At 68.3% G+C, this 24,436-nt stretch carries 37 protein-coding genes; 2 read left to right on the top strand and 35 right to left on the bottom strand.

The features are described 5' to 3' along the window. Window positions 1-13 precede the first annotated feature (13 nt). Both Nocox_RS04460 and Nocox_RS04455 read left to right on the top strand, forming a co-directional pair. Window positions 14-916, top strand: a complete 903-nt coding sequence (locus Nocox_RS04460; protein WP_020542279.1) for a hypothetical protein — start codon at window positions 14-16, stop codon at window positions 914-916. 335 nt (window positions 917-1,251) lie between these two features. After that, complete coding sequence (locus Nocox_RS04455; protein ID WP_157382943.1) at window positions 1,252-4,125, top strand: hypothetical protein; 2,874 nt, start codon at window positions 1,252-1,254, stop codon at window positions 4,123-4,125. Here Nocox_RS04455 and truA read toward each other — a convergent pair. The 35 genes from truA to tuf all read right to left on the bottom strand — a co-directional run bounded on the left by truA (window position 4,090) and on the right by tuf (window position 24,356). Next, window positions 4,090-4,989 (bottom strand): tRNA pseudouridine(38-40) synthase TruA, encoded by a 900-nt coding sequence (gene truA / locus Nocox_RS04450; RefSeq protein ID WP_020542281.1) that lies wholly within the window; start codon window positions 4,987-4,989, stop codon window positions 4,090-4,092. The genes Nocox_RS04455 and truA overlap by 36 nt on opposite strands. A 77-nt stretch (window positions 4,990-5,066) precedes the next feature. Then, the gene (rplQ, locus tag Nocox_RS04445; protein ID WP_020542282.1) at window positions 5,067-5,603 is read right to left on the bottom strand and encodes a 50S ribosomal protein L17; all 537 of its coding nucleotides are present in this window, start codon (window positions 5,601-5,603) and stop codon (window positions 5,067-5,069) included. Between the two features lie 102 nt (window positions 5,604-5,705). Further along, window positions 5,706-6,722: a DNA-directed RNA polymerase subunit alpha gene (locus Nocox_RS04440; RefSeq protein ID WP_020542283.1), complete on the bottom strand. Its 1,017-nt coding sequence runs from the start codon at window positions 6,720-6,722 to the stop codon at window positions 5,706-5,708. A 97-nt stretch (window positions 6,723-6,819) separates the two neighbouring features. Beyond that, window positions 6,820-7,446, bottom strand: coding sequence for a 30S ribosomal protein S4 (gene rpsD / locus Nocox_RS04435; RefSeq protein ID WP_020542284.1), 627 nt, complete (start codon window positions 7,444-7,446; stop codon window positions 6,820-6,822). A gap of 24 nt (window positions 7,447-7,470) precedes the next feature. After that, window positions 7,471-7,875 (bottom strand): 30S ribosomal protein S11, encoded by a 405-nt coding sequence (rpsK, locus tag Nocox_RS04430; RefSeq protein ID WP_020542285.1) that lies wholly within the window; start codon window positions 7,873-7,875, stop codon window positions 7,471-7,473. 45 nt (window positions 7,876-7,920) lie between these two features. After that, window positions 7,921-8,301, bottom strand: a complete 381-nt coding sequence (rpsM, locus tag Nocox_RS04425) for a 30S ribosomal protein S13 (RefSeq protein WP_020542286.1) — start codon at window positions 8,299-8,301, stop codon at window positions 7,921-7,923. A 215-nt stretch (window positions 8,302-8,516) separates the two neighbouring features. Further along, window positions 8,517-8,630 carry a 50S ribosomal protein L36 gene (gene rpmJ, locus Nocox_RS04420; RefSeq protein WP_003956441.1) on the bottom strand — a complete coding sequence of 38 codons (114 nt, stop codon included), beginning with the start codon at window positions 8,628-8,630 and terminating at the stop codon, window positions 8,517-8,519. A 22-nt stretch (window positions 8,631-8,652) separates the two neighbouring features. Next, window positions 8,653-8,874 carry a translation initiation factor IF-1 gene (infA, locus tag Nocox_RS04415; RefSeq protein ID WP_012887858.1) on the bottom strand — a complete coding sequence of 74 codons (222 nt, stop codon included), beginning with the start codon at window positions 8,872-8,874 and terminating at the stop codon, window positions 8,653-8,655. Between the two features lie 271 nt (window positions 8,875-9,145). Next, a complete protein-coding gene (locus tag Nocox_RS04410) occupies window positions 9,146-9,550 on the bottom strand; it encodes a hypothetical protein (RefSeq protein ID WP_020542287.1) in 405 nt (134 codons plus the stop codon). Window positions 9,551-9,653: 103 nt separating this feature from the next. After that, entirely contained in the window at window positions 9,654-10,079 is a 426-nt protein-coding gene (locus tag Nocox_RS04405; RefSeq protein ID WP_020542288.1) for a DUF1707 SHOCT-like domain-containing protein, read from the bottom strand. A 15-nt stretch (window positions 10,080-10,094) separates the two neighbouring features. After that, complete coding sequence (gene map / locus Nocox_RS04400; protein WP_020542289.1) at window positions 10,095-10,907, bottom strand: type I methionyl aminopeptidase; 813 nt, start codon at window positions 10,905-10,907, stop codon at window positions 10,095-10,097. A 114-nt stretch (window positions 10,908-11,021) separates the two neighbouring features. Next, window positions 11,022-11,672: an adenylate kinase gene (locus Nocox_RS04395; protein WP_020542290.1), complete on the bottom strand. Its 651-nt coding sequence runs from the start codon at window positions 11,670-11,672 to the stop codon at window positions 11,022-11,024. Beyond that, window positions 11,672-12,979, bottom strand: coding sequence for a preprotein translocase subunit SecY (secY, locus tag Nocox_RS04390; RefSeq protein WP_020542291.1), 1,308 nt, complete (start codon window positions 12,977-12,979; stop codon window positions 11,672-11,674). The genes Nocox_RS04395 and secY overlap by 1 nt, the downstream gene beginning before the upstream one ends. A 171-nt stretch (window positions 12,980-13,150) precedes the next feature. Further along, window positions 13,151-13,606, bottom strand: a complete 456-nt coding sequence (gene rplO, locus Nocox_RS04385; RefSeq protein WP_020542292.1) for a 50S ribosomal protein L15 — start codon at window positions 13,604-13,606, stop codon at window positions 13,151-13,153. A gap of 2 nt (window positions 13,607-13,608) precedes the next feature. Next, window positions 13,609-13,791 carry a 50S ribosomal protein L30 gene (gene rpmD, locus Nocox_RS04380; protein ID WP_020542293.1) on the bottom strand — a complete coding sequence of 61 codons (183 nt, stop codon included), beginning with the start codon at window positions 13,789-13,791 and terminating at the stop codon, window positions 13,609-13,611. 2 nt (window positions 13,792-13,793) lie between these two features. Beyond that, window positions 13,794-14,423: a 30S ribosomal protein S5 gene (gene rpsE, locus Nocox_RS04375; RefSeq protein ID WP_020542294.1), complete on the bottom strand. Its 630-nt coding sequence runs from the start codon at window positions 14,421-14,423 to the stop codon at window positions 13,794-13,796. 31 nt (window positions 14,424-14,454) lie between these two features. Continuing rightward, window positions 14,455-14,838: a 50S ribosomal protein L18 gene (gene rplR / locus Nocox_RS04370; RefSeq protein WP_020542295.1), complete on the bottom strand. Its 384-nt coding sequence runs from the start codon at window positions 14,836-14,838 to the stop codon at window positions 14,455-14,457. Between the two features lie 2 nt (window positions 14,839-14,840). After that, window positions 14,841-15,383 (bottom strand): 50S ribosomal protein L6, encoded by a 543-nt coding sequence (rplF, locus tag Nocox_RS04365; RefSeq protein ID WP_020542296.1) that lies wholly within the window; start codon window positions 15,381-15,383, stop codon window positions 14,841-14,843. Between the two features lie 16 nt (window positions 15,384-15,399). Then, window positions 15,400-15,798, bottom strand: coding sequence for a 30S ribosomal protein S8 (gene rpsH / locus Nocox_RS04360; protein ID WP_020542297.1), 399 nt, complete (start codon window positions 15,796-15,798; stop codon window positions 15,400-15,402). A 156-nt stretch (window positions 15,799-15,954) separates the two neighbouring features. Further along, a complete protein-coding gene (locus Nocox_RS04355; RefSeq protein WP_020542298.1) occupies window positions 15,955-16,140 on the bottom strand; it encodes a type Z 30S ribosomal protein S14 in 186 nt (61 codons plus the stop codon). 4 nt (window positions 16,141-16,144) lie between these two features. Beyond that, window positions 16,145-16,720: a 50S ribosomal protein L5 gene (gene rplE, locus Nocox_RS04350; RefSeq protein ID WP_020542299.1), complete on the bottom strand. Its 576-nt coding sequence runs from the start codon at window positions 16,718-16,720 to the stop codon at window positions 16,145-16,147. Continuing rightward, a complete protein-coding gene (rplX, locus tag Nocox_RS04345) occupies window positions 16,720-17,025 on the bottom strand; it encodes a 50S ribosomal protein L24 (protein WP_020542300.1) in 306 nt (101 codons plus the stop codon). The genes rplE and rplX overlap by 1 nt, the downstream gene beginning before the upstream one ends. Next, a complete protein-coding gene (rplN, locus tag Nocox_RS04340) occupies window positions 17,025-17,396 on the bottom strand; it encodes a 50S ribosomal protein L14 (RefSeq protein WP_026214151.1) in 372 nt (123 codons plus the stop codon). The genes rplX and rplN overlap by 1 nt, the downstream gene beginning before the upstream one ends. Before the next feature lie 193 nt (window positions 17,397-17,589). Next, the gene (gene rpsQ, locus Nocox_RS04335; RefSeq protein ID WP_020542302.1) at window positions 17,590-17,892 is read right to left on the bottom strand and encodes a 30S ribosomal protein S17; all 303 of its coding nucleotides are present in this window, start codon (window positions 17,890-17,892) and stop codon (window positions 17,590-17,592) included. Further along, window positions 17,885-18,121 (bottom strand): 50S ribosomal protein L29, encoded by a 237-nt coding sequence (gene rpmC, locus Nocox_RS04330; protein ID WP_026214152.1) that lies wholly within the window; start codon window positions 18,119-18,121, stop codon window positions 17,885-17,887. Before rpmC ends, rpsQ begins: the two co-directional genes overlap by 8 nt. After that, window positions 18,121-18,540, bottom strand: a complete 420-nt coding sequence (rplP, locus tag Nocox_RS04325) for a 50S ribosomal protein L16 (RefSeq protein WP_020542304.1) — start codon at window positions 18,538-18,540, stop codon at window positions 18,121-18,123. Before rplP ends, rpmC begins: the two co-directional genes overlap by 1 nt. Before the next feature lie 2 nt (window positions 18,541-18,542). Beyond that, window positions 18,543-19,370 carry a 30S ribosomal protein S3 gene (gene rpsC, locus Nocox_RS04320; RefSeq protein ID WP_020542305.1) on the bottom strand — a complete coding sequence of 276 codons (828 nt, stop codon included), beginning with the start codon at window positions 19,368-19,370 and terminating at the stop codon, window positions 18,543-18,545. Then, on the bottom strand, window positions 19,370-19,723 hold the full coding sequence (rplV, locus tag Nocox_RS04315; RefSeq protein WP_020542306.1) for a 50S ribosomal protein L22: 354 nt from the start codon (window positions 19,721-19,723) through the stop codon (window positions 19,370-19,372). Before rplV ends, rpsC begins: the two co-directional genes overlap by 1 nt. Window positions 19,724-19,754: 31 nt before the next feature. Beyond that, complete coding sequence (rpsS, locus tag Nocox_RS04310) at window positions 19,755-20,033, bottom strand: 30S ribosomal protein S19 (protein ID WP_026214153.1); 279 nt, start codon at window positions 20,031-20,033, stop codon at window positions 19,755-19,757. Window positions 20,034-20,044: 11 nt separating this feature from the next. Further along, window positions 20,045-20,881, bottom strand: a complete 837-nt coding sequence (rplB, locus tag Nocox_RS04305; RefSeq protein ID WP_020542308.1) for a 50S ribosomal protein L2 — start codon at window positions 20,879-20,881, stop codon at window positions 20,045-20,047. A 102-nt stretch (window positions 20,882-20,983) separates the two neighbouring features. Continuing rightward, window positions 20,984-21,286, bottom strand: coding sequence for a 50S ribosomal protein L23 (rplW, locus tag Nocox_RS04300; protein ID WP_020542309.1), 303 nt, complete (start codon window positions 21,284-21,286; stop codon window positions 20,984-20,986). Further along, window positions 21,286-21,936, bottom strand: a complete 651-nt coding sequence (gene rplD / locus Nocox_RS04295; RefSeq protein WP_020542310.1) for a 50S ribosomal protein L4 — start codon at window positions 21,934-21,936, stop codon at window positions 21,286-21,288. The genes rplW and rplD overlap by 1 nt, the downstream gene beginning before the upstream one ends. Next, window positions 21,933-22,586, bottom strand: coding sequence for a 50S ribosomal protein L3 (gene rplC / locus Nocox_RS04290; protein WP_020542311.1), 654 nt, complete (start codon window positions 22,584-22,586; stop codon window positions 21,933-21,935). The genes rplD and rplC overlap by 4 nt, the downstream gene beginning before the upstream one ends. A 14-nt stretch (window positions 22,587-22,600) precedes the next feature. Further along, entirely contained in the window at window positions 22,601-22,909 is a 309-nt protein-coding gene (rpsJ, locus tag Nocox_RS04285; protein WP_012887830.1) for a 30S ribosomal protein S10, read from the bottom strand. A 253-nt stretch (window positions 22,910-23,162) separates the two neighbouring features. After that, complete coding sequence (gene tuf / locus Nocox_RS04280; protein WP_020542312.1) at window positions 23,163-24,356, bottom strand: elongation factor Tu; 1,194 nt, start codon at window positions 24,354-24,356, stop codon at window positions 23,163-23,165. Window positions 24,357-24,436: the final 80 nt, after the last annotated feature.

The following is a 24,436-nucleotide window of genomic DNA, read 5'->3' as shown; positions in this document are numbered from 1 at the left end:
GTAATGTCGCCGCATGGGTTTTCCCGAGCAGCCTGAGAACGCCCAGGAGCGTGCCCCCCGTCGTTCGCGCCGCGCCCGCCCCTTCGAGGACGCCGCCCCCGCTCCGCAGCCGGCCCCCGGCGCGGAGCCTCCCGGCGAGCCCGCTCCTGGCGCCGCGACGCAGGTCAACAGCAGGATCGGCTGGAGCCCCTACGACGAGGGGCCGCGTTCGCGCGCGCCGCTGTGGTTCGCGATCGGCGGCGTGGCGCTGCTCGGCGCGCTCGGCGGCGCCATCGCCCTGATGTGGAACGCGGGCGGCCCCACCAGCGCCGAGACCGCCGAGCCGCAGCGCACCTCGGCCCCGCTGCCGTCCGTGCCGCCCGGCAAGTACGGCTACGCCGAGAACCGCTCCACCGACCCCGACCCGATCTCGGTCAAGGAGGTCTTCGGCAAGAAGCGGAAGTTCACCACGTCCGGCCGCGGCTACGAGATGACGATCACCAGCAAGGACAAGAAGTGCACCGACGGCGCGCTCGGCGACAAGCTCCAGAAGGCGCTCAAGGCCGCCAAGTGCACGCAGCTCGTCCGGGCGAGCTTCCGCGACAAGGCGGGCACGGTGATCGGCACGGTCGGCCTGGCCAACCTCTCGACCGGCAAGAACGCCGGCAAGGTGGCCAAGGTCGGCGACGAGCAGAACTACGTGAAGCCGCTGACCGGTAAGGACAGTGTCACCAAGTTTCTAGGATCGGGCAGCGGCGGCGCGCGGATCTGGACCCACGGCCACTACGCGGTCCTCGTCTGGTTCCAGAACAAGGACGGCACCAAGCCCGATTCCAAGGGACAAAAGCGCATTTCGCAGGCGATTGACGACATCACGAAGGCGACGGTCTTCAAAGCTCTGGACAACCGGACGCTGACCGGCAGCCCGCTGACGTAATCCGTCTTCGACCGCCTCAACCCGCCCAAACAGGTCGCCCGATCCCTCTGGGAACGCCCATACCGACGTAACGATCTCGCCTCTCTCGCTAGGCTCCCCCTATGCGTGGTCAGGAACCCGGGTCTGAAGGCGATCGCAAGGGCACCGGCAACACCGCCCGGCCTGCGACGCCGCCGCCTAGCTTCGGCCAGACCAACGGGCGAGCCGTACCGCCGGCCTTCGCCTCCCCAGAGGAGCCGACCGGCGACGAGACCGTGTCCGTCGTCCCCCCGATCCTCGGATCCGCGCCTGGCGACCCGCCGGCGGATTCAGGGGGCCCCGTACAGCCGTGGGAGGTGCCGGGGGGCGCCGGCACACCGTACGACTGGTACGCCGACCACGCCGACACCACATCCCCACCCCACACCCCCCGCCACCCCGCACCCCCCACCCCAGGCCCCACCCAGCCGGGCCACGCCATCCCCCAGCCCGGCCACGCCGCCCCCCAGCCCGGCCCCGCTCAGCAGCCCGGTCCCGCTCAGCCCGGCCCCGCCGCCGACCTCCCCGTCCAGCCGCACTCCGGCTACGGTCGCTCGGCCCACTCCGGCGCCAACCCGTACCCCGTCCCCTCCCAGGTCGCCGGCGCTGCTCCGCACCCGCCGACGGTGCCGTACCCGGCCCAGTCGCACGCCGCCCAGCAACCCAGTGGCCCGCAGCCCACCTACGGCCCCGGCATCTCACAGCCCATGAACGGGCCGCACGCCACTGAGCCCCCCAGCCCGTACGCGGGGCAGCAAGCCAGCGGCCCCCACGCCCTCCATCCGGAGCCCACGAGCGGGCCACACGCCACCCACCCGCCCGCGATGGAGCAGGCCCCCGGCTCGGGGACCGCCCACCCGCACATCAGCGGCCCGCAGCCCGTTCCTCCGCACGCCGCTTCCCCCTACCCCGCTCCCCCCTACCCCGCTTCCCCCTACCCCGCTTCTCCGGACGCCGCTTCTCCGGAGGCTGCCTCCCTGCAGGCCGATCCCCCTCAGGCCGCTGCGACGCAACCCCGGCAGCCGTCCGCCGAGACCCCGTGGGTGGGGCCGCTCCAGGCGGACCTCCAGGGCGTGATCGGCCATCTGCCCGCCGAGGGTGCGCCCTGGCCGCCCGCCGTCCCACCGTCCGCCGTCCCACCGCCCGCCGTCCCGCCGTCCACCGCCCCGCCGTTCGAAGGCCGTCCCGCGTCCCAGCAGCCGGCCGCGCAGGACCTCCCGTCCTGGCCCGTGGACCCGGTCGTGCCGGGTGCGCCCCCGTGGGAGCCGCCTCCCGCCTTCACCGCCGCGGCGGCGGGCATGCCCGTGTGGCCCGCACCGCTCTCGGACCCGCACCCCATGCCGCCGTGGCCCGCCGCCACCGGAGAGCTGGTGGCCGAGCCCGACGAGCCGCAGCCCTCCGTCCCAACCTCCGCCTCCGCCTCCGCTTTCGACGCCAACGCCACCGACCCGGAGGGCACCGTTCGCCCGCCCCACCATTCCGCCGCGCCCACGCCGGACCAGCCTCAGCCCGGCCACCCGCAGAACCCGAGCCACCCTCAGGGCGCAAGCCACCCTCAGGACCCGAGTCACCCTCAGGGCGCGAGCCGCGTACAAGGTCTGAGCGACCCGCAAGGGCCGAGCGGCCCGCATCCCGTCCAGCGCCCCGCCGGCCTCTCACAGCCCGCCCCCGGGCTCACTGCCTTCCCCGCCACCGGCCCAGGCGCTCCGGCCCCCAGCTCGGGCATCTCCACGCCCGGCCCGGCCGCCATGCCCGGCGCAGGCGTCCCGGTCCCGGGCCTGAACGCCGCCGCCCCCGGGCACCCCGCGTCACACCACGGCGACGACCCCAGGCAGGAGGGTGCGCCCACCGACCCGGACGCCACCCGTCCCGGTGCTGTCCCCGTTCCCCCGCAGGGCCCTCACCGGCACCCCTCGGACGACCCGCAACGGCAGAGCAGCAGCGGCAGCAGCGGCAGCGGCAGCGGCAGCGGCAGCGGCGGGCACATGATCCCCCTCTCCGCCCCCGTGGCCGAGACCGTGGACACCCTCCCCGCCCATCAGCCGCCGCCCGGGGACGCGACCGTGCCGTCCCAGGCGATCACCCCCTCCGAGGCGCCCACCCCGCCCCAGGGCACCGCACCGCCCGCGAACACCGACGACCAGCCCCCGGCCACCCCCTTCGACCCGAACGCCCCCACCCCGGTCCGCCCCCCGGAGCCCGGGGACGTCCCCGTCTGGCCGCCGCTCCCGCCGGGCGGCGGCAGCGGCGCGACGGCCCCGCAGAAGCTCCCCGACCTCCCCTTCTCCCGCGACACCTGGGGCCAGCGCCGGTCCACGAGCCTGGACCTGCCGACCCCGCCCCACGGTCTGGCCACGACCACGCCGGGCAAGGGCGCGGCGGGCGGCCCGGCGTTCCCGCCGGGGGCGTTCAAGCAGGCCCCGTTCCAGATCCCGCCGCCGCCCCCGCCCCCGTCCGGCGGAGGGAAGCGGGCGCTGCTGGTCACCCTGGGCGCCCTCGCCCTGGTGGGCGTCGCCACCGGCGGTTTCTTCGCCTATCAGGCGGTGAGCGACCCGGCCCCGACCACGGCCGCCGCCCGCACGGGCGCTCCGACCGACCAGGTCGGTCAGGGGCAGGGGCAGCCCCAGCAGACGGCCGTCACCACCGACGGCCCCGGCACGTCCGTCCTGGACTCGGAGCAGAGCGACCCGCAGAAGCTGTCGCTGTCCGAGGCGTTCCCGGAGAAGAAGGTGAGCGCGGCCGGCACGACGTTCAAGCGGGTCAAGGCCGGCATGGAGACGACCTGCGACAAGGCCGCCGCGGGCGCGTTCGCCGAGGCGCTGAAGGCGCAGGGCTGCACCCGCGTGCTCCGCGCCACCTACGTGGACAGCAAGAAGCGTTACGCGGTCACCACGGGCATCGCGGTCCTGCCGACCAAGGACGCCGCCACGGCCGTCGACCAGACGAAGGACCTCGCGAAGAACGTCTGGTTCCGCCCGCTTCCCGGCCCCAAGGGCTCCGGCGGCGACCGGGTGCAGATCGCCGGCGGGTACGCGGCCGGCCTCGTCTGGGGCCGCTACGTCGTCTTCAGCTACGCCACGTACGCCGACGGCCGCACCCCGACCGACAAGGAGAAGACGCTGCCGAAGGTCAGCGGCGCCTTCCGCGACCAGACCTCACTCGTCCTGGAGCGCCGCGTCACCGGCGGCTGAGTCCGCGTCGCCGGCGGCCGGCAGGGTGCGCACCCGCCGCGTGGCCGCCGCGCGCGCGGCGAGTTCCGCGTCCGGCGGGTAGCCCACCTCCTCCAGGCACAGCCCGTGGGCGGGGGCGACGTGCACGCCCGAGTCGCGTACGGCCCGGACGAGCACCTGTCCCGGCCACTCCACCGGCCGCCGCCCGTCGCCGGCCGACAGCAGCGACCCGACCAGCGCCCGCACCATCGAGTGGCAGAACGCGTCGGCGACGACGGTGGCCACGAGCACGCCGCCGGGCTCGCGCGCCCAGTCGAGCCGCCGCAGCTCGCGGATGGTCGTGGCGCCTTCGCGTCGCTTGCAGAAGGCCGCGAAGTCGTGCTCGCCGAGCAGCAGGGCCGCCGCGGCGTTGAGCGCGGCGAGGTCGAGAGGCCGGTTGTGCCAGACGATCTCGTGCCGCCGCAGCGGGTCCACGCCGCCCGCCGTGTCGCACACCCGGTACGCGTACCGCCGGAAGGTCGCCGAGAACCGGGCGTCAAAGCCCTCAGGAGCCACGCTGACGCGATGAACCCGTACGTCCAGGGGCAGAACCCCACCAAGCCGCCTCACGAGCGCAGCGAGCCGCTCCGCCTCGCCGAGCGGCCCCCTGTTGCCGTCCAGCTCGGCGAGGGCGTCGTCCGGCACGTCCAGATGGGCGACCTGGCCGCGCGCGTGCACCCCGGCGTCGGTCCGCCCCGCCACGGTCAGCGTGGCGGGCTCGCCGAGGCGCAGGATCCGGCCGAGCGCCTGTTCGAGCTCGCCCTGGACCGTACGCCGGCCGGGCTGCCTGGCCCAGCCGGAGAAGTCGCTCCCGTCGTACGCGAGGTCGAGGCGGAGCCGTACCACGTTGAACCCTCCCCTGAGAGAGCAAAGGGCCCGGCCCCCGTGGAGGGGTCCGGGCCCGATGCGGCCTGCCTGAAAGATCAGGCTTCGTCCTTCTTCTCCGCGTCGCCGGCGCCCTCGGCGGCCTGAGCCTCCGGAGCCTCGGCGGCCTCGGCCTTGGGCTCCTCGGCGTCGGCCTCGGCGGCCTCGGCCTTCGGGGCCTCCTCGGTCGCCGGAGCGGCGGCCGGGGCCTCGGTGCGGCGCGTGGTGACGGCGTTCAGCGGCTCGGTCACCAGCTCGATGATCGCCATGGGGGCGTTGTCGCCCTTACGCGGACCGATCTTGGTGATCCGGGTGTAGCCGCCCGGACGCTCGGCGAACGTCGTCGCGATCTCGGTGAAGAGGTGGTGAACGACGCCCTTGTCCCTGACGACGGTCAGGACCTGGCGACGGTTGTGGATGTCGCCCTTCTTCGCCTTGGTGATCAGGCGCTCCGCGACCGGACGCAGGCGCTTGGCCTTCGCGACCGTCGTGCGGATCTTGCCGTGCCGGAACAGGTCGGTCGCCAGGTTGGCCAGGATCAGCCGCTCGTGCGCCGGGCTGCCGCCAAGACGGGCACCCTTGGTGGGCTTGGGCATGGGATTCTCTCCTCGGAGTCAACCCGCCCCGGCCGTGCCAGGTACCGGAGTCGGGCCGCCAGGCCCCCTGATCGCCAGGGGGCCCGCGCTATCAGTGTGTGATCAGTACTGCTCGGTCTCGACGTACGCGCTGTCGTCGTCGTCGTAGCCGCCGCCGGCCACCGCGCTCGGGTCGAACCCGGGCGGGGAGTCCTTGAGCGACAGCGACATCTCGTGCAGCTTCTGCTTGACCTCTTCGATCGACTTGGCGCCGAAGTTCCTTATGTCGAGCAGGTCCTGCTCGCTCCGCGCGACGAGCTCGCCCACGGTGTGGATGCCCTCGCGCTTGAGGCAGTTGTACGAGCGGACGGTGAGGTTGAGCTCCTCGATCGGCAGCGCCAGGTCGGCCGCCAGGGCGGCGTCGGTGGGCGACGGGCCGATGTCGATGCCCTCGGCCTCGACGTTGAGCTCACGGGCCAGGCCGAAGAGCTCGACGAGGGTCTTGCCGGCGGAGGCCACCGCGTCGCGGGGCTTCATGGCGGGCTTGGTCTCGACGTCGAGGATGAGCCGGTCGAAGTCGGTCCGCTGCTCGACTCGGGTGGCCTCGACCTTGTAGGTGACCTTGAGCACCGGGGAGTAGATCGAGTCGATCGGGATGCGACCGATCTCCTGGCCCGGCTGCTTGTTCTGGGCGGCGGAGACGTAGCCGCGACCGCGCTCGACGGTCAGCTCCATCTCCAGCTTGGCCTTGCCGTTGAGCGTGGCGATCCGCAGCTCGGGGTTGTGCACCTCGACACCGGCCGGAGGCGCGATGTCGGCGGCGGTGACCTCGCCCGGGCCCTGCTTGCGGAGGTACATCACGACCGGCTCGTCGTGCTCCGAGGAGACGACCAGTTCCTTGAGGTTGAGGATGATGTCGGTGACGTCTTCCTTGACCCCGGGAACGGTCGAGAACTCGTGCAGCACGCCCTCGATGCGGATGCTCGTCACGGCCGCGCCCGGGATGGACGACAGCAGCGTACGACGCAGCGAGTTGCCGATGGTGTAACCGAAGCCCGGCTCCAGCGGCTCGATCACGAACCGGGACCGGGTGTCGTCGAGCGACTCTTCCAGGAGAGTCGGGCGCTGAGCGATCAGCATGGTCGGGTTCTCCCCTTTTTCGTGTGGCGCCCGCTATATGACGCCACTCCGATGAAAAGCGTAGCCGAGGTACGGCGAACCGCACCTCGGCCGAGGCTCACTTCGAGTAGTACTCGACGATGAGCTGCTCCTGGACCTGGGTGTCGATCTGCTGCCGGACGGGCAGCTGGTGCACCAGGACGCGGAGCTTGTCCGGCACGACGCCCAGCCAGGCCGGGATCGTGCGGTCGCCGGCCGTGGCCCGCGCGACCTCGTACGGCATGAGGTTGCGCTTGTTCTCGCGGACCTCGATGATGTCGTGCTCGCGGACCAGGTAGGACGGGATGTCGACCTTCTTGCCGTTCACCAGGATGTGCCCGTGACGGACCTGCTGGCGGGCGGCGTCGCGCGACTGGGCGAAACCGGCGCGGTAGACCACGTTGTCGAGGCGGCTCTCCAGGATCTGGAGCAGCACCTCACCGGTCTTGCCCGTCTTGCGGGAGGCTTCCTCGTAGTAGTTGTGGAACTGCTTCTCGAGGACGCCGTAGATGCGGCGGGTCTTCTGCTTCTCGCGAAGCTGAAGCTGGTACTCGGACTCCTTGGGACGTCCGCGGCCGTGCTCACCCGGCGGGTAAGGACGGATCTCGATGGGGCACTTGGCGGATTCGCACTTGCTGCCCTTGAGGAAGAGCTTGGTCTTCTCGCGGCGGCACAGCTTGCAGTCCGCGCCCGTGTAACGAGCCATGTGTCTCTAATCTCCTGCGCTATCTCAGACGCGGCGGCGCTTGGGCGGCCGGCAACCGTTGTGCGGAACCGGGGTGACGTCCTGGATCGAGCCCACCTCCAGGCCGGTGGCCTGCAGCGAGCGGATCGCGGTCTCACGGCCGGAGCCGGGACCCTTGACGAAGACGTCGACCTTGCGCATGCCGTGCTCCATGGCGCGGCGGGCGGCGTTCTCGGCGGCCATCTGGGCGGCGAACGGGGTGGACTTGCGGGAGCCCTTGAAACCCACGTGGCCGGCGCTGGCCCAGGAGATCACGTTCCCGTTGGGGTCGGTGATCGAGACGATCGTGTTGTTGAACGTGCTCTTGATGTGGGCGTGCCCGTGAGCGACGTTCTTCTTCTCCTTGCGGCGCACCTTCTTCGGCGCGCCCTGACGGCTCTTAGGAGGCATTGTTTGCCGTTACTCCTGAGGTCTTCGGTCCAGCGGCTGCGAGGACTACTTCTTACCGGGCTTCTTCTTGCCGGCGACGGTCTTCTTCTTGCCCTTGCGGGTGCGCGCGTTGGTCTGCGTGCGCTGACCGTGCACGGGCAGGCCCTTACGGTGCCGGATGCCCTGGTAGCAACCGATCTCGATCTTGCGACGGATGTCGGCCTGGACCTCGCGGCGCAGGTCACCCTCGATCTTGAAGTTCGCCTCGATGTAGTCACGCATCGGGACGAGCTCGGTGTCGCTGAGCTGGTGGACGCGAAGGTCCCCGCTGACACCGGTGGCCTCGAGGATCTCCTGGGCGCGAGTGCGGCCGATCCCGTAAATGTAGGTGAGAGCGATCTCCAGCCGCTTGTCGCGGGGGAGGTCGACGCCAACCAGGCGAGCCATGGTCGGGCATTCTCCTTTTCTGTGGCGGAGGTCTTGCGCCGCACTACCCCTCCCCATGCCCGGGGTGAGGGCCCCGGCCTCCGACCGGGGGTCTCCTGAGTGGTTCGACCGGCAGTCGCCTGCTCAGGTGTGAAACGCGCTTACTGACTGGAGGCTCCTCATGCGTCGAGCCCGCTCCCGCGATCGGGGCGGACTCGGAGAAGCCTTGCGGCGACTTAGCCCTGGCGCTGCTTGTGGCGCAGGTTGTCGCAGATCACCATGACGCGACCGTGCCGGCGGATCACCTTGCACTTGTCGCAGATCTTCTTGACGCTCGGCTTTACCTTCATTGTCCTTCGTTCCTCAGACGTCTTACTTGTATCGGTAGACGATCCGCCCACGACTGAGGTCGTAGGGGCTCAGCTCAACGACTACCCGGTCGTCCGGCAGAATCCGGATGTAGTGCATCCGCATCCGTCCGCTGATGTGGGCCAGGACCTTATGGCCGTTGTCGAGCTGCACCCGGAACATGGCGTTCGGGAGCGACTCGACCACAGTGCCCTCGATCTCGATGGCGCCGTCTTTCTTGGCCAAAGAATTCCTCGCGTTTCACTGATCGGTCGTCTGAGGCTCCGGTTCACTACGCAGCCGCGACCTTCACGCTTCGGAGAGAGCGGCGATCAGCGAGGACCGCCGACGCGTGACAAGTCATAGTGAGCCGACTAAGGAGTGTACGACACCTGAGCCAAAAACGCGAAACGCGTGCCAGGTGTCCTGACACAACCATGTAAGAGTGTACCGCACCCGTACACCGCGAAAGGCCCGCCAGAGGCGGGAGCCCGGCGGACCTTTGCGAGAAGGACGGTCAGTAGATGCGGTGCGTCGGACCGCAGTACTTCGTGGGGCCGCCCCAGCAGGTGTAGGTGTAGAGCTTCTTGATGCCCGGCTGTGACCAGGTCTCGTGGTGGGAGCCGTTCCAGCCGCGGTAGAACGAGTGCCAGCTCCCGCCCGAGTAGTACTTGAACCAGACGTAGCCCTTCTTCGGCGTGGACTCCTTGCCGTACCAGTGGGTGTACACCCGGTTGCCGGACTTCCAGGTCTTGCCGTAGGTGTAGGCCTTGCGGTTGCTGGAGTAGTACTTGCCCCAGCTCTTCACCGAGCTCCCCGCGGTCGTGTGGCTGGTGGCGGCCTGGGCGGCGGGGGCGGCGAGGGTGAGGCCGGTGACGGCGATCGAGCCGGCGAGGGCGGCGGCCGCGAACATCGTGCGCATCTGGGTTCCTCCGATGAGTGGTGGTGCCGACACCGCTCACGTTAGGAATCCCGACATTTCCGTTCTGCGGACGAATGCACACAGTGCACTAGTGCACAGACCCCTACGGCTGCCGCTTGGGCTGGTTGTTCCCGAAGAGAGTGCTGATCAGCAGGATCACGCCCCACGGGCCCATGACCCACATCGGCCAGGGATAGACGAAGCCGTCGGAGTTCAGTTGCACCATTAACCAGACGACCCAGTTCACGCCGCTGGCGATGGCCCACGCGCTCCACGCCGCCTTCATGCCCGCGTGCGTCTCGCGCTTCTCGACCTCCTTGGAGACCTTGGGGCGGTTGCGCAGGTCGACGTCCGGCAGGTCGGCGGTCAGCCGGGCCAGCTCACCGTAGGTCTTGGACTTGTAGAGCTGTTCGAGGCGCTCGTTGAACTCGTCCATGGTGATGCGGCCCTGGGCCGTGTGCTCGCGGAGGACGGCGGCGACCCGGTCACGGTCACCGTCCGAGGCTCGCATCTCAGGGCTGTTCGCCATCCCACCACTCCCGGTTCAGCTCTGCGGATGTCCTCCGAGGCGCGATTCGCCCCCGTCCAGGGCAGTAAGCACCCAAGGACCATTATGTGTCACGGCGACGCTGTGTTCGAAGTGCGCCGACGACTTCCCGTCCACGGTGACCACGGTCCACTCGTCGGACAGCACCCGGGTGCGCTCGGTGCCCAGGTTGACCATGGGCTCGATGGCCAGGCACATGCCCTCCTCCAGCACCGGGCCCCGCCCGGGCCGGCCGTGGTTGGCGATCCACGGATCCATGTGCATCTCGGTGCCGATGCCGTGGCCGCCGTACTCCGGAGGGATGCCGAAGCGGCCCTGCGACTTGACGTACTTCTCGATCTCGAAGCCGATGTCCGACAGGTGACGGCCGGGCCGCAGCGCCGCGATGCCGCGCCACATGGCCTCCTCGGTCACCCGCATCAACTCGGTCAGCTTGGGGTCCACCTCCCCGACCGGGACCGTCACGGCCGAGTCGCCGTGCCAGCCGTCCAGGATGGCGCCGCAGTCGATGGAGATGACGTCGCCCTCGCGCAGCTTGCGGGCGTCGGTGGGGATGCCGTGGACCACCTCGTCGTTGACCGACGCGCAGATCGTCGCGGGGAAGCCCTGGTAGCCCTTGAACGACGGGATCGCGCCCTCGTCCCTGATCGCCTTCTCGGCGATGGAGTCGAGGTCGAGCGGCGTCATGCCGGGCTCGACCGAGCGCTTCAGCAGGTCCAGGGTGCGCCCCACGACCAGCCCGGCCGCGCGCATCTTCTCCAGCTGCTCCGGCGACTTGATCTGGATGCCGTGCCGGTTCCTCTTGAACATCTTCTGCCCCCCATGGGTCTCAACGGGCCACGTCGGGGGCCCAATTCCCCCCACAATAGCCGCGAGGTGGCACGGAAACCCGTGCCACCTCCGCCTGCCGACATGCCGCCGCAGCTAGCCCATGAACGGGCTGATCGCCTCCATGGCCCGCCCGGTGACCTCCTCGACCGGGCCGGTCGCGTCGACCCCCACGAGGATGCCCTCCTCCGCGTAGTAGGAGACCAGCGGCGCCGTCTGCTCCTGGTAGACCTCCAGCCGGTGCCGGACGGTCTCCTCCTTGTCGTCGTCCCGCTGGAACAGCAGGCCCCCGCACGCGTCGCACCTGTCGTCCTTCTTGTCATCGAAGTCGACGTGCCAGATGCGGCCGCACTGGCTGCAGGTGCGCCGGCCGGCCAGCCGCCTGACCACCTCGTCGTCGTCCACGACCAGCTCCAGGACCAGGTCGAGCGCCTGGCCCCAGTCCTTGAGCATGTCGCGCAGGATTTCCGCCTGCGCGACGTTCCTCGGGAACCCGTCGAGCAGGAAGCCGTCCTGCGCGTCGGGCTCGGACAGACGGTCGCGGACCATGGCGATGGTGACCTCGTCGGGCACCAGGTCGCCGCGGTCCATGTAGGTCTTGGCCAGCTTGCCGAGGTCCGTGCCGCCGGAGACGTTGGCACGGAAGATGTCACCTGTCGAGATCTTCGGGATGGACAGGTTCGATGCGATGTACTGGGCCTGAGTCCCCTTACCCGCTCCGGGAGGCCCCACCAGAACGAGACGCACTACCGCAGGAAGCCTTCGTAGTTACGCTGCTGCAGCTGGCTCTCGATCTGCTTAACGGTGTCCAGGCCGACGCCTACCATGATCAGAATGCTCGTCCCTCCGAACGGGAAGTTCTGGCTCGCACCGGACACCGCAAGGGCGACGATCGGGACCATGGAGATGAGACCCAGATAGAGCGACCCCGGAGCCGTCAGGCGGGTGAGCACGAAGTTGAGGTACTCAGCCGTCGGGCGACCGGGGCGGATGCCCGGAATGAACCCACCGTACTTCTTCATGTTGTCGGCGACTTCAGCGGGGTTGAACGTAATCGACACGTAGAAGTACGTGAAGAAGATGATCAGCAGGAAGAACGTCGCCATGTAGATCGGCGTGTCCCCCGTGGCGAGGTTCTGCGAGATCCACCTGATGACCGCGTTGTCGCTCGTCTGGAAGAGCGAGGTCACCAGTTGCGGCAGGTAGAGCAGCGAGGACGCGAAGATCACCGGGATGATGCCGGCCTGGTTGACCTTCAGCGGGATGTAGGTCGAGGTGCCGCCGTACATCCGGCGCCCGACCATGCGCTTGGCGTACTGGACCGGGATGCGGCGCTGCGCCTGCTCGACGAAGACCACAGCCGCGATCATGAAGATGCCGACCACCATGACCACCGTGAAGGTGAACGGGTTGGCCTTGAAGATGTTGACCAGCTCGGACGGGAAGACCGCCACGACCTGGGTGAAGATCAGGATCGACATGCCGTTGCCGACGCCGCGGTCGGTGATCAGCTCACCCAGCCACATGATGACCGAGGTGCCCGCCGTCATGATGACGACCATCGTGACGATGCTGAAGATGTCGTCGGGGTCGAGCAGCACGCTCTGCTGGCAGTTCGGGAAGAGCTGCCCCGTGCGGGCCAGGGCGATGAAGGCCGTCGACTGCAGGACCGCGAGACCGATGGTCAGATAGCGGGTGTACTGCGTGATCTTGGTCTGGCCGGCCTGGCCTTCCTTCTTCAGCGCCTCAAGTCGTGGGATGACCACGACGAGCAGCTGGAGAATGATGCTCGCGGTGATGTACGGCATGATGCCCAGCGCGAACACTGAAAGTTTCAGGAGGGCGCCACCACTGAAGAGCTGCACCATCCCGTAGATGTTGCCGGTCTCCTGATCGGCGCGCGCCTGGTTGAAACAGGCGGCCAGATTCTGGACGTGAACTCCCGGAGTCGGAAGAACCGAGCCGAGACGGAAAAGCGCGATGATGCCCAGCGTGAAGAGCAACTTCTTGCGCAGGTCCGGCGTCCGGAACGCCCGGGTAAACGCGGTCAGCACGGTCCCTCCTGCGCGCCTATGAGGCGAATTGAGTATGCGATGGTGCGGGGATCTGCCATCTGAGTCTCATTGTCAGAACGAGCCGGACAGAAGCCTGCCGTCTCGCGAACTCTAACGCACTACGGGCGTGGGGGCCCATTGTCAGGGCCCCCACGCCTCGTCATAGCGTTACTACAGCTCGGTAACGGAGCCACCGGCCGCGGCGATCTTCTCCTTCGCCGCGGACGAGAAGGCGTGCGCCTGCACGTTGACCGCGACGGAGATCTCGCCCGTGCCGAGGACCTTCACAAGCTGGTTCTTGCGAACCGCGCCCTTGGCGACCAGCGCCTCGACGGTGACCTCGCCACCCTCGGGGAACAGCTCGCCGATCCGGTCCAGGTTGACGACCTGGTAGGTCGTCTTGAACAGGGCGTTGGAGAAGCCCTTGAGCTTCGGCAGACGCCTCTGCAGCGGCACCTGGCCACCCTCGAAGCCCGGGAGCATCGTGGTGCGGGCGTGCGTGCCCTTGGTGCCCCGACCGGCCGTCTTGCCCTTGGACGCCTCGCCACGACCCTTGCGGATCTTGGCCTTGTTGGCGCCCGGAGCCGGACGGAGGTCGTGAATCTTGAGCGGAGCCTTGTCAGTCATGACTAGTCGACCTCTTCCACCTCGACGAGGTGCGTCACCACGGCGACCATCCCGCGAATCTCGGGACGGTCCTCCTTGACGACGACGTCGCCGATTCGCTTCAGGCCAAGCGAACGCAGCGAGTCACGCTGGTTCTGCTTGCCACCGATCTTCGAGCGAACCTGAGTGATCTTCAGGCGTGCCATGACTAGCTCACCGCCTTAGAGGCCGCGGCCTCCGCCAGGCCCTCGCGCTGAGCCTTGAGCATGGCGGCAGGAGCCACGTCCTCGATCGGCAGGCCACGGCGGGCGGCGATCTCCTCGGGGCGCGACAGGCCCTTCAGCGCGGCCACGGTGGCGTGCACGATGTTGATCGGGTTGTCGGAGCCGAGCGACTTCGACAGGACGTCGTGGATGCCGGCGCACTCCAGCACCGCGCGCACCGGGCCGCCGGCGATGACGCCGGTACCGGCCGAGGCCGGACGCAGGAAGACGACACCGGCCGCCTCCTCGCCCTGCACGGTGTGCGGGATGGTGCCCTGGATCCGCGGCACCTTGAAGAAGTGCTTCTTGGCCTCTTCGACGCCCTTGGCGATGGCCGCGGGCACTTCCTTGGCCTTGCCGTAGCCGACGCCGACCAGGCCGTTGCCGTCACCGACGATGACGAGGGCGGTGAAGCTGAAGCGACGACCACCCTTCACGACCTTGGCCACTCGGTTGATCTTCACTACGCGCTCGATGTACGAGACGCCCTTGTCGGCGGCGCCACCGCGGCGATCGTCACGACGGTCCCGCCGCTCGCCACCGGTGCCGCCACCGCGACGCGGAGCTGCAGCCATCAGTGGTTCCTCATCTCAGCATTTGCGGTCATCAGAATTCGAGCCCACCTTCGCGGGCGCTGTCCGCCAGCGCGGCGATGCGCCCCGCGTAGCGGTTGCCACCGCGGTCGAAGACGACCTTGGTGATCCCGGCTTCCTTGGCCCGCTGAGCGAGGAGCTCGCCGACCTTCTTCGCCTTCTCGGTCTTGTCCGCCTCCAGCGTGCGCAGCGAGGGGTCCATGGTGGACGCGCTCACCAGCGTGTGGCCGACGGAGTCGTCCACGATCTGGACGAACATGTGACGAGTCGAGCGGTTGACGACCAGGCGCGGACGCTCGGCCGTACCGACGACGCTCTTGCGGACGCGGCGGTGACGGCGGGCCCGCGAGACGGTGCGGGCAGCCGTGTGCTTGCTGAACGCAGTCTTCGGAGCCATGCCTACTTACCAGCCTTTCCGACCTTGCGGCGGATCTGTTCGCCCTGGTAACGCACGCCCTTGCCCTTGTACGGGTCAGGCTTGCGCAACTTGCGGATGTTGGCGGCGACCTCGCCGACCTTCTGCTTGTCGATGCCGTCCACGTGGAACAGCGTCGGCTTCTCGACGCGGAAGGTGACGCCCTCGGGGGCGTCCACGATGACCGGGTGGCTGAAGCCCAGGGAGAACTCCAGCTGCGTCGGGCCCTTGGCCTGGACGCGGTAACCGACGCCGACGATCTCCAGCGACTTCGAGTAGCCCTGGGTCACGCCCTGCACCATGTTGGCGATGAGCGTGCGCGAGAGGCCGTGCAGGGCACGGACCTTGTTCTCGTCGTTGGGACGGGTGACGGCGATGGAGCCGTCGTCGTCGCGACCCACCGTGATGGGCTCCGCGACGTTGTGGATAAGCGTGCCCTTAGGGCCCTTCACCTGAACGCTCTGGCCGTCGATCGTGATGTCCACGCCACTGGGCACAGGGATGGGCAGCCGTCCGATACGCGACATGCTGGGTTCCTCCCCTCTACCAGACGTAGGCGAGGACTTCCCCGCCCACGCCACGCTTGCCGGCCTGCTTGTCGGTCATGAGGCCGTGGGACGTCGAGATGATCGCGACGCCCAGCCCGCCCAGGACTCGAGGCAGATTGTCCTTCTTCGCATAGACCCGCAGGCCGGGCTTGGAGACCCGGCGCAGACCCGCGAGCGACCGCTCACGGGTCGGCCCGAACTTGAGCTCCACGACAAGGTTCTTGCCAACCTTGGCGTCCTCGACGGTCCAGGCCTGGATGTAGCCCTCCTGCTGGAGGATCTCGGCGATGTGCGCCTTGATCTTCGAGTACGGCATCGACACGCTGTCGTGGTACGCCGAATTCGCGTTGCGCAGACGCGTGAGCATGTCTGCGATCGGGTCGGTCATCGTCATGGCCAGTGGCCTTCCTCGCCGCGGTTTCCAGTCGGCCAAGCAGCGCTCTGCCGGTGGACCTTCGGCGTGGTCACGGACGCCCGCACCGGGCGTCCTGATCCTTGTACTACGAAAATATGAGTGCCTGATGAGCGGCACAGCCGCCCACCAGGTTACCTACCAGCTCGACTTGGTGATGCCGGGCAGCTCGCCCCGGTGCGCCATCTCGCGGAAGCACACGCGGCACAGCCCGAACTTCCTGTAGACGGCGCGGGGACGGCCGCACCGCGAGCACCGGGTGTAGGCCCGGACCTCGAACTTCTGCTTGCGCCCCGCCTTGGCGATCAGCGACTTCTTCGCCATTGGATCAGGCCTCCTTGAACGGGAAGCCGAGGAGCTTCAGCAGCGCCCGGCCCTGGTCGTCGTTGGTCGCGGTGGTCACGATCGTGATGTCCATACCGCGCGGCCGGTCGACCTTGTCCTGGTCGACCTCGTGGAACATGACCTGCTCGGTCAGACCGAAGGTGTAGTTCCCGTTGCCGTCGAACTGCTTGGGCGAAAGGCCGCGGAAGTCCCGGATACGGGGCAGCGCGAGGGCCAGCAGCCGGTCCAGGAACTCCCACATGCGGTCGCCGCGCAGCGTGACGTGCGCGCCGATCGGCATGCCCTCGCGCAGCTTGAACTGCGCGATGGACTTGCGGGCCCGGACGACGGCCGGCTTCTGGCCGGTGATCGCGGTGAGGTCGCGGACGGCGCCCTCGATCAGCTTGGAGTCACGAGCCGCCTCGCCGACACCCATGTTGACCTTGATCTTGGTCAGACCGGGGATCTGCATGACGTTCTTGATGTCGAACTGCTCGCGAAGCTGTCCGACGATCTCCTCGCGGTACTTCGTCTTGAGACGGGGCGTCGGGCGCTCGGTCTCGGTGGTGGTGGCGGTCATCAGCTGTCCTCACCCGTCTTCTCGTCGGCCTTCTTGTCGTCGGCCTTCTTGTCGGCGGGCTTGTCGTCCTTGAGCTTCTTCACGTTCGAGGCGTGGATGGGGCCCTCCATGGTCTGCACGCCGCCGGTCTTGGCGCCGCGCGGACCCTGGTGGGTCTCCTTCTCGTGCTTCTTGATCATGTTGACGCCCTCGACCACCACGCGGTCCTCGCGCGGGAGCGTGGCGATGATCCGGCCCTTGGCGCCCTTGTCCTTGCCGGCGATGACCTCGACCAGGTCACCCTTCTTCACGTGCAGCTTCGGCATTACAGCACCTCCGGGGCGAGCGAGATGATGCGCATGAACTTCTTGTCACGCAGCTCGCGGCCGACCGGGCCGAAGATACGAGTGCCACGAGGGTCACCGCTGTCCTTGATGATGACGGCGGCGTTCTCGTCGAAGCGGATGTAGGAGCCGTCGGGCCGGCGGCGCTCCTTGACCGTGCGGACGATGACGGCCTTGACCACGTCGCCCTTCTTGACGCCCGTGCTGCCCGGCAGCGCGTCCTTGACAGTGGCGACGATCACGTCGCCGATACCGGCGTAGCGTCGGCCCGAGCCGCCGAGCACACGGATGCAAAGGATCTCCTTCGCGCCCGTGTTGTCGGCGACCTTGAGCCGCGACTCCTGCTGGATCACGTTCAACTCCTGTTAGTCGCGCCGGTTCTCATCGCTGAGCCTGGCGGAACCTGCTGTTGTCTTGTTCCCACGGCCACAGCCCCACTGGGGCCGCACCGCAGGCGACGCGAGGCCCCGGAGGACCTCGCGTCCTTGGACGCCGTCATGGGGGCTCTTGAGAGCCCCCACGGGGCGCGGTATGTGCGAGAGGGCCTTACTTGGCCTTCTCGAGGATCTCCACGACCCTCCACCGCTTGGTGGCGGAGAGGGGGCGGGTCTCCATCAGCAGCACGCGGTCGCCGACGCCGCAGGCGTTGGCCTCGTCGTGCGCCTTGTACTTGGTCGTCCGGCGGATGACCTTGCCGTACAGGCGGTGCTTGACGCGGTCCTCGACGGCGACGACGACGGTCTTGTCCATCTTGTCGCTGACGACGAGGCCCTCGCGCACCTTGCGGAAGTTCCGCTGCGCGTCCGCGGCCTCGGCGGTCTCGGTGCTGGTGGTGGTCTCGTCAGCCATCGCTCGACTCCTTCTCGACCGTGACGATGCCGAGCTCCCGCTCGCGCATCACGGTGTAGATACGGGCGATCTCGCGGCGGACGGCCCGCAGCCGCCCGTGGCTCTCCAACTGACCGGTCGCCGCCTGGAAGCGGAGGTTGAACAGCTCCTCCTTCGCCTCCTTGAGCTTCTGGACCAGGGTGTCCTGGTCCTCCACTCGCAGCTCGCCGGCGGTCAGGCCCTTAGCCATCACGCCTCACCCACTTCACGCTTAACGATCTTGCACTTCATCGGGAGCTTGTGGATCGCACGCTGAAGCGCTTCGCGAGCGACCGGCTCCGCCACGCCGGACAGCTCGAACATCACACGTCCGGGCTTGACGTTGGCGATCCACCACTCAGGCGAACCCTTACCGGAACCCATGCGGGTCTCGGCCGGCTTCTTGGTGAGCGGACGGTCGGGGTAGATGTTGATCCACACCTTGCCGCCACGGCGGATGTGACGGGTCATGGCGATACGAGCCGACTCGATCTGGCGGTTGGTCACGTAGGAGTGCTCAACGGCCTGAATGCCGAACTCGCCGAACACGACCCTGGTGCCGCCCTTGGCGGCTCCGCTGCGGTCGGGCCGGTGCTGCTTGCGGTGCTTGACCCTGCGCGGGATCAGCATGGTCAGCTCCCTTCAGCACCCGGCTGCGCGGCCGGGCCGGTCTCGGGGGCGGCCTGCGCGGCCGCCTCGGTGCGGGGGGCGCGGCTACCGCGGCGCGCGCGGTCGCCGCCACGGCGCGGACGCTCGCCGCCACCGCGACGGTCGTCACGCTCGCGACGCTGGCCGGCCCGGGCGCCGGCGGCAGCCGCCTCGCGCTCGGCGCGGCTGGTCGGAGCCTCGCCCTTGTAGATCCAGACCTTCACGCCGATGCGGCCGAAGGTCGTACGGGCCTCGTAGAAGCCGTAGTCGATGTCCGCGCGGAGCGTGTGCAGCGGCACGCGGCCCTCACGGTAGAACTCCGACCTCGACATCTCGGCGCCGCCCAGACGACCGGAGCACTGGACACGGATGCCCTTGGCGCCGGACTTCATGGCCGACTGCATCGCCTTGCGCATGGCGCGGCGGAACGAGACACGGCTGGACAGCTGCTCGGCCACGCCCTGCGCGACGAGCTGCGCGTCGATCTCCGGGTTCTTGACCTCGAGGATGTTGAGCTGGACCTGCTTCTTGGTCAGCTTCTCCAGGTCACCGCGGATGCGGTCGGCCTCGGCGCCGCGGCGGCCGATCACGATGCCGGGACGCGCGGTGTGGATGTCCACCTGGACGCGGTCCGTGGTGCGCTCGATCTCGACCTTGGAGATGCCGGCCCGCTCCATGCCCTTCTGCAGCATGCGGCGGATCGCCACGTCCTCGGCGACGTAGGACTTGTACAGCTTGTCGGCGTACCACCGGCTCTTGAAGTCGGTCGTGATGCCGAGGCGGAACCCGTGCGGGTTAACCTTCTGGCCCACTATCGGGTCCTTCCCTTCGGCTCGCGGGACTCCACGATCACGGTGATGTGGCTCGTCCGCTTGTTGATCCGATAGGCACGACCCTGTGCGCGCGGGCGGAACCGCTTCAGCGTCGGGCCCTCGTCGACCCAGGCCCGGCTGACGACGAGCGTCTGCGGGTCGAGGTCGAAGTTGTGCTCGGCGTTCGCCATGGCGCTGCTGAGCACCTTGTAGATCGGCTCGCTCGCCGACTGGGGAGCGAACTGCAGCACGGCCTGCGCCTCCGAAGCGGGCAGCCCGCGAATGAGGTCCACCACACGGCGGGCCTTCTGGGGCGTGACGCGGACGAACCGCGCCTGAGCCCTGGCTTCCATCGCTTACTCCTCTGAATGCTTCTGAAGGCGTCTATCGCCGGCTGCGCCGGTCTTCCTTGACGTGGCTGCGGAACGTCCGCGTCGGGGCGAACTCTCCGAGCTTGTGACCGATCATCGACTCGGTGATGAACACCGGGACGTGCTTACGGCCGTCGTGCACGGCGATCGTGTGCCCGAGCATGTCGGGAACGATCATGGAGCGCCGCGACCACGTCTTGATGACGTTCTTGGTGCCCTTCTCGTTCTGGACGTCCACCTTCTTCTGCAGGTGGTCGTCCACGAAGGGACCCTTCTTAAGGCTACGTGGCATATCGGCTGCTCCTACCGCTTCTTCCTCTTGCTGCGACGCCGGATGATCAGCCGGTCGCTGGCCTTGTTCGCCTGGCGGGTGCGGCCCTCGGGCTTGCCCTTCGGGTTCACCGGGTGGCGACCACCGGAGGTCTTGCCCTCACCACCACCGTGCGGGTGGTCCACGGGGTTCATCGCGACACCGCGGACGGTGGGGCGCTTGCCCTTCCACCGCATACGGCCGGCCTTGCCCCAGTTGATGTTGGCCTGCTCGGCGTTGCCGACCTGGCCGACCGTCGCCCGGCAGCGCACGTCGACCATGCGCATCTCACCGGACGGCATACGCAGGGTGGCGTACTGGCCTTCCTTGGCGAGCAGCTGGATCTGGGCTCCGGCGGAACGACCGAGCTTGGCGCCGCCGCCCGGACGGAGCTCCACCGCGTGGATGAAGGTACCGGTCGGGATGTTGCGCAGCGGCAGGCAGTTGCCCGTCTTGATGTCGGCCGCGGGGCCGTTCTCGATGCGGTCGCCCTGCTTGAGGCCCGTCGGCGCGATGATGTAGCGCTTCTCACCGTCGGCGTAGTGCAGCAGAGCGATGTTGGCGGTGCGGTTGGGGTCGTACTCGATGTGAGCGACCTTCGCCGGGATGCCGTCCTTGTCATGCCTACGGAAGTCGATGATCCGGTAGGCGCGCTTGTGGCCGCCGCCCTGGTGGCGTGCGGTCACCCGGCCGTGCACGTTGCGGCCGCCCTTGTTGTGAAGGGGCGCAAGCAGCGACTTCTCGGGCTCGCTGCGGGTGATCTCGGAGAAGTCCGAGACACTCGATCCGCGGCGACCGGGAGTCGTCGGCTTGTATTTACGGATGCCCATCTTTTTCGTTCATCCTTCGTCGGTTACATGGGTGAGCCCGCCGCACGGACGTGCGGCGGTCTCACCCCGCGGACCACGGGAGTCCGCTCATTCCTCTGGCTGCTAGCCGATCTGACCGAAGATGTCGATCCGATCGCCCTCGACCAGGCTCACGATCGCGCGCTTGGTGTCGGGACGCTTGCCGTAGCCGGTGCGGGTGCGCTTGCGCTTGCCCTGCCGGTTGATCGTGTTCACGCTGGTGACCTTGACCCCGAAGATCTGCTCGACGGCGATCTTGACCTGGGTCTTGTTCGCGGTCTTCTTCACCAGGAACGTGTACTTGTTGTTCTCATCGATCAGGCCGTAGCTCTTCTCGGAGACGACCGGCTTGATGATGACGTCGCGCGGGTCGGCGATCTTCTCCATCAGGCCTCTTCCTTCCCGCTGTTGCTCAGGCGAGCGACGACCTGGTCGTAGGCCTCCTGGGTGAAGACCACGTCGTCGTGCACGAGCACGTCGTAGGTGTTGAGCTGCCCGGCGTCCAGCAGGTGGACCTCGGGAGCGTTGCGCAGGCTCAGCCAGGTCAGCTCGTCGGCCTCGTCGACCACGACGAGGACACGCGGAGCCTGGGTGATCTTGCGCAGGGCCTCCAGCGCCGCCTTGGTCTTCGGGGTCTCCCCCGTGACCAGCGAGCTGACCACGTGCACGCGGTTGCCGCTCGCGCGGTCGGACAGCGCGCCGCGCAGCGCGGCGGACTTCATCTTCTTGGGCGTGCGCTGGGAGTAGTCGCGCGGCACGGGGCCGTGCACGACGCCACCGCCGGCGAACTGCGGCGCGCGGGTCGAGCCCTGACGGGCGCGGCCGGTGCCCTTCTGGCGGTACGGCTTCTTGCCGCCGCCGGAGACCTCACCGCGGGTCTTGGTCTTGTGGGTGCCCTGCCGGCGAGCGGCGAGCTGGGCCACGACCACCTGGTGGATCAGCGGAACGTTGACCTTGGCCCCGAAGATGTCCTCGGGGAGGTCGACGGTGCCGGCCTTCGCGCCGCTGGCGTCGAGGACGTCAATAGTGGTGCTCACTTGGCAGCCCCCTTCTTGGCAGCGGTACGGACGAGGACCAGGCTGCCGTTGGCGCCGGGAATCGCACCCTTGATGAGGATGAGACCCTTCTCGGCGTCCACGGCGTGAACCTTGAGGCTCTGCACGGTGGTGCGGACGTTACCCATCCGGCCAGCCATGCGCAGACCCTTGAAAACGCGGCCCGGGGTGGCGCAGCCACCGATGGAACCCGGCGAGCGGTGCTTGCGCTGCGTACCGTGCGACGCGCCCAGACCAGCGAAGCCGTGCCGCTTCATGACACCGGCGAAGCCCTTGCCCTTGCTCTTGCCCGTCACGTCGACGAACTGGCCGGCCTCGAAGGTGTCGGCCAGCAGCTCCTGGCCGATGGTGTAGTCGCTCGCGTCGTCGGTGCGGATCTCCGCGAAGTAACGGCGCGGGGTGATGTCGTGCTTGCGCAGGTAGTCGCCGAGCGGCTTGTTGACCTTCCGGGGGTCGACCTGCCCGTAGCCGAGCTGGACGGCGGCGTAGCCGTCCTTCTCCGCGGTGCGGACCCGGGTCACCACGCACGGACCGGCCTCGACCACGGTCACCGGTACGATCCGGTTGTCCGCGTCGAAGACCTGGGTCATGCCGAGCTTCTTGCCCAGGACGCCCTTGATCGTCTTAGCCATGTCAGTGCGTTCCCTCAGAGCTTGATCGAAATGTCGACACCCGCGGGGAGGTCGAGCCGCATGAGCGAGTCGACCGTCTTGGGGGTCGGGTCGATGATGTCAATCAGCCGCTTGTGCGTGCGCATCTCGAAGTGCTCGCGGCTGTCCTTGTACTTGTGCGGCGAGCGGATGACGCAGTACACGTTCTTCTCGGTCGGCAGCGGCACCGGGCCCGCGACCTTCGCGCCAGTCCGCGTCACCGTCTCGACGATCTTCTTGGCCGAGCTGTCGATGACCTCGTGGTCATAGGCCTTAAGCCGGATGCGGATCTTCTGTCCCGCCATAGTGGCCTCGGTGTCCTTCGCTGTCGTCTGAAAAAGTATCGTGCGGCCTGTTGCCGCTATGTCTGTGCAGGACGGTGCCTGCTTCGACCCCACGAGGCAGACGTAGTCGATCTGCCTTTTCTTCCGTGATCCGGCAGTGACTTCGGTCACTGGGACCGAATTCACTGCTGGATCACGGCGCCTTGCGCGAGGTCCACGCGGAACGGCGGTCGGGCCCGGGATTCGGGGCCCGACCGCCGCCCCGACGGTCTGGCTACTTGATGATCTTCGTGACCCGACCGGCGCCGACGGTGCGGCCACCCTCACGGATCGCGAACTTCAGGCCTTCCTCCATGGCGATGGGCTGGATCAGCTCAACGCGCATCTCGGTGTTGTCGCCCGGCATGACCATCTCGGTGCCCTCGGGGAGGTTCACCACGCCGGTCACGTCCGTCGTACGGAAGTAGAACTGCGGGCGGTAGTTGTTGAAGAACGGCGTGTGCCGGCCGCCCTCGTCCTTGGACAGGATGTAGACCTGGCCCTCGAACTCGGTGTGCGGAGTGGTCGTGCCCGGCTTGATGATGCACTGGCCGCGCTCGACGTCGTCGCGCTTGATGCCGCGGAGCAGCAGGGCGGCGTTGTCACCGGCGTGACCCTCGTCGAGCATCTTGTTGAACATCTCGATGCTGGTGACGGTGGTGGTCGTCTTCTCCGGCTTGATGCCGATGATGTCGACCTGCTCGTTGACCTTGACGATGCCGCGCTCGATACGGCCGGTGACGACCGTGCCGCGACCGGTGATCGAGAAGACGTCCTCGACCGGCATGAGGAACGGCTTCTCCGTCTCACGCGGCGGCTCGGGCACGTTCTCGTCCACGGCGTTCATGAGCTCGATGATGCTGTCGGCCCACTTCTCGTCGCCCTCGAGGGCCTTGAGCGCGGACACGCGCACCACGGGCAGGTCGTCGCCGGGGAACTCCTGCGCCGACAGCAGCTCGCGGACCTCGAGCTCGACGAGCTCCAGGATCTCCTCGTCGTCCACCATGTCGGACTTGTTGAGGGCCACGACGATGTAGGGGACGCCGACCTGGCGGGCCAGGAGGACGTGCTCCTTCGTCTGCGGCATCGGGCCGTCGGTGGCGGCGACCACCAGGATGGCGCCGTCCATCTGGGCGGCACCGGTGATCATGTTCTTCACGTAGTCGGCGTGACCGGGGCAGTCCACGTGGGCGTAGTGGCGCTTCTCGGTCTGGTACTCGACGTGCGCGATGGAGATCGTGATGCCGCGAGCCTTCTCCTCGGGCGCCTTGTCGATCTTGTCGAACGGGGTCGCCTTGTTGAGCTCGGGGTAACGGTCGTGAAGCACCTTGGTGATCGCCGCGGTCAGCGTGGTCTTGCCGTGGTCGATGTGTCCAATGGTGCCGATGTTCATGTGCGGCTTGGTCCGCTCGAACTTGGCCTTGCCCACTGGTTCTCTCCTTAGAGAATCTGACTGACTTTCGTCTGCACACTCGGGCCCGGGAGATCCCAGACCCCTAGGCGGCGGGG

This window comes from Nonomuraea coxensis DSM 45129 (genome assembly GCF_019397265.1).
GTDB classification, from domain to species: Bacteria; Actinomycetota; Actinomycetes; order Streptosporangiales; family Streptosporangiaceae; genus Nonomuraea; species Nonomuraea coxensis.
The sequence above is the reverse complement of the archived record's forward strand: the minus strand, read 5'-3'. Positions and strand labels throughout refer to the sequence as shown.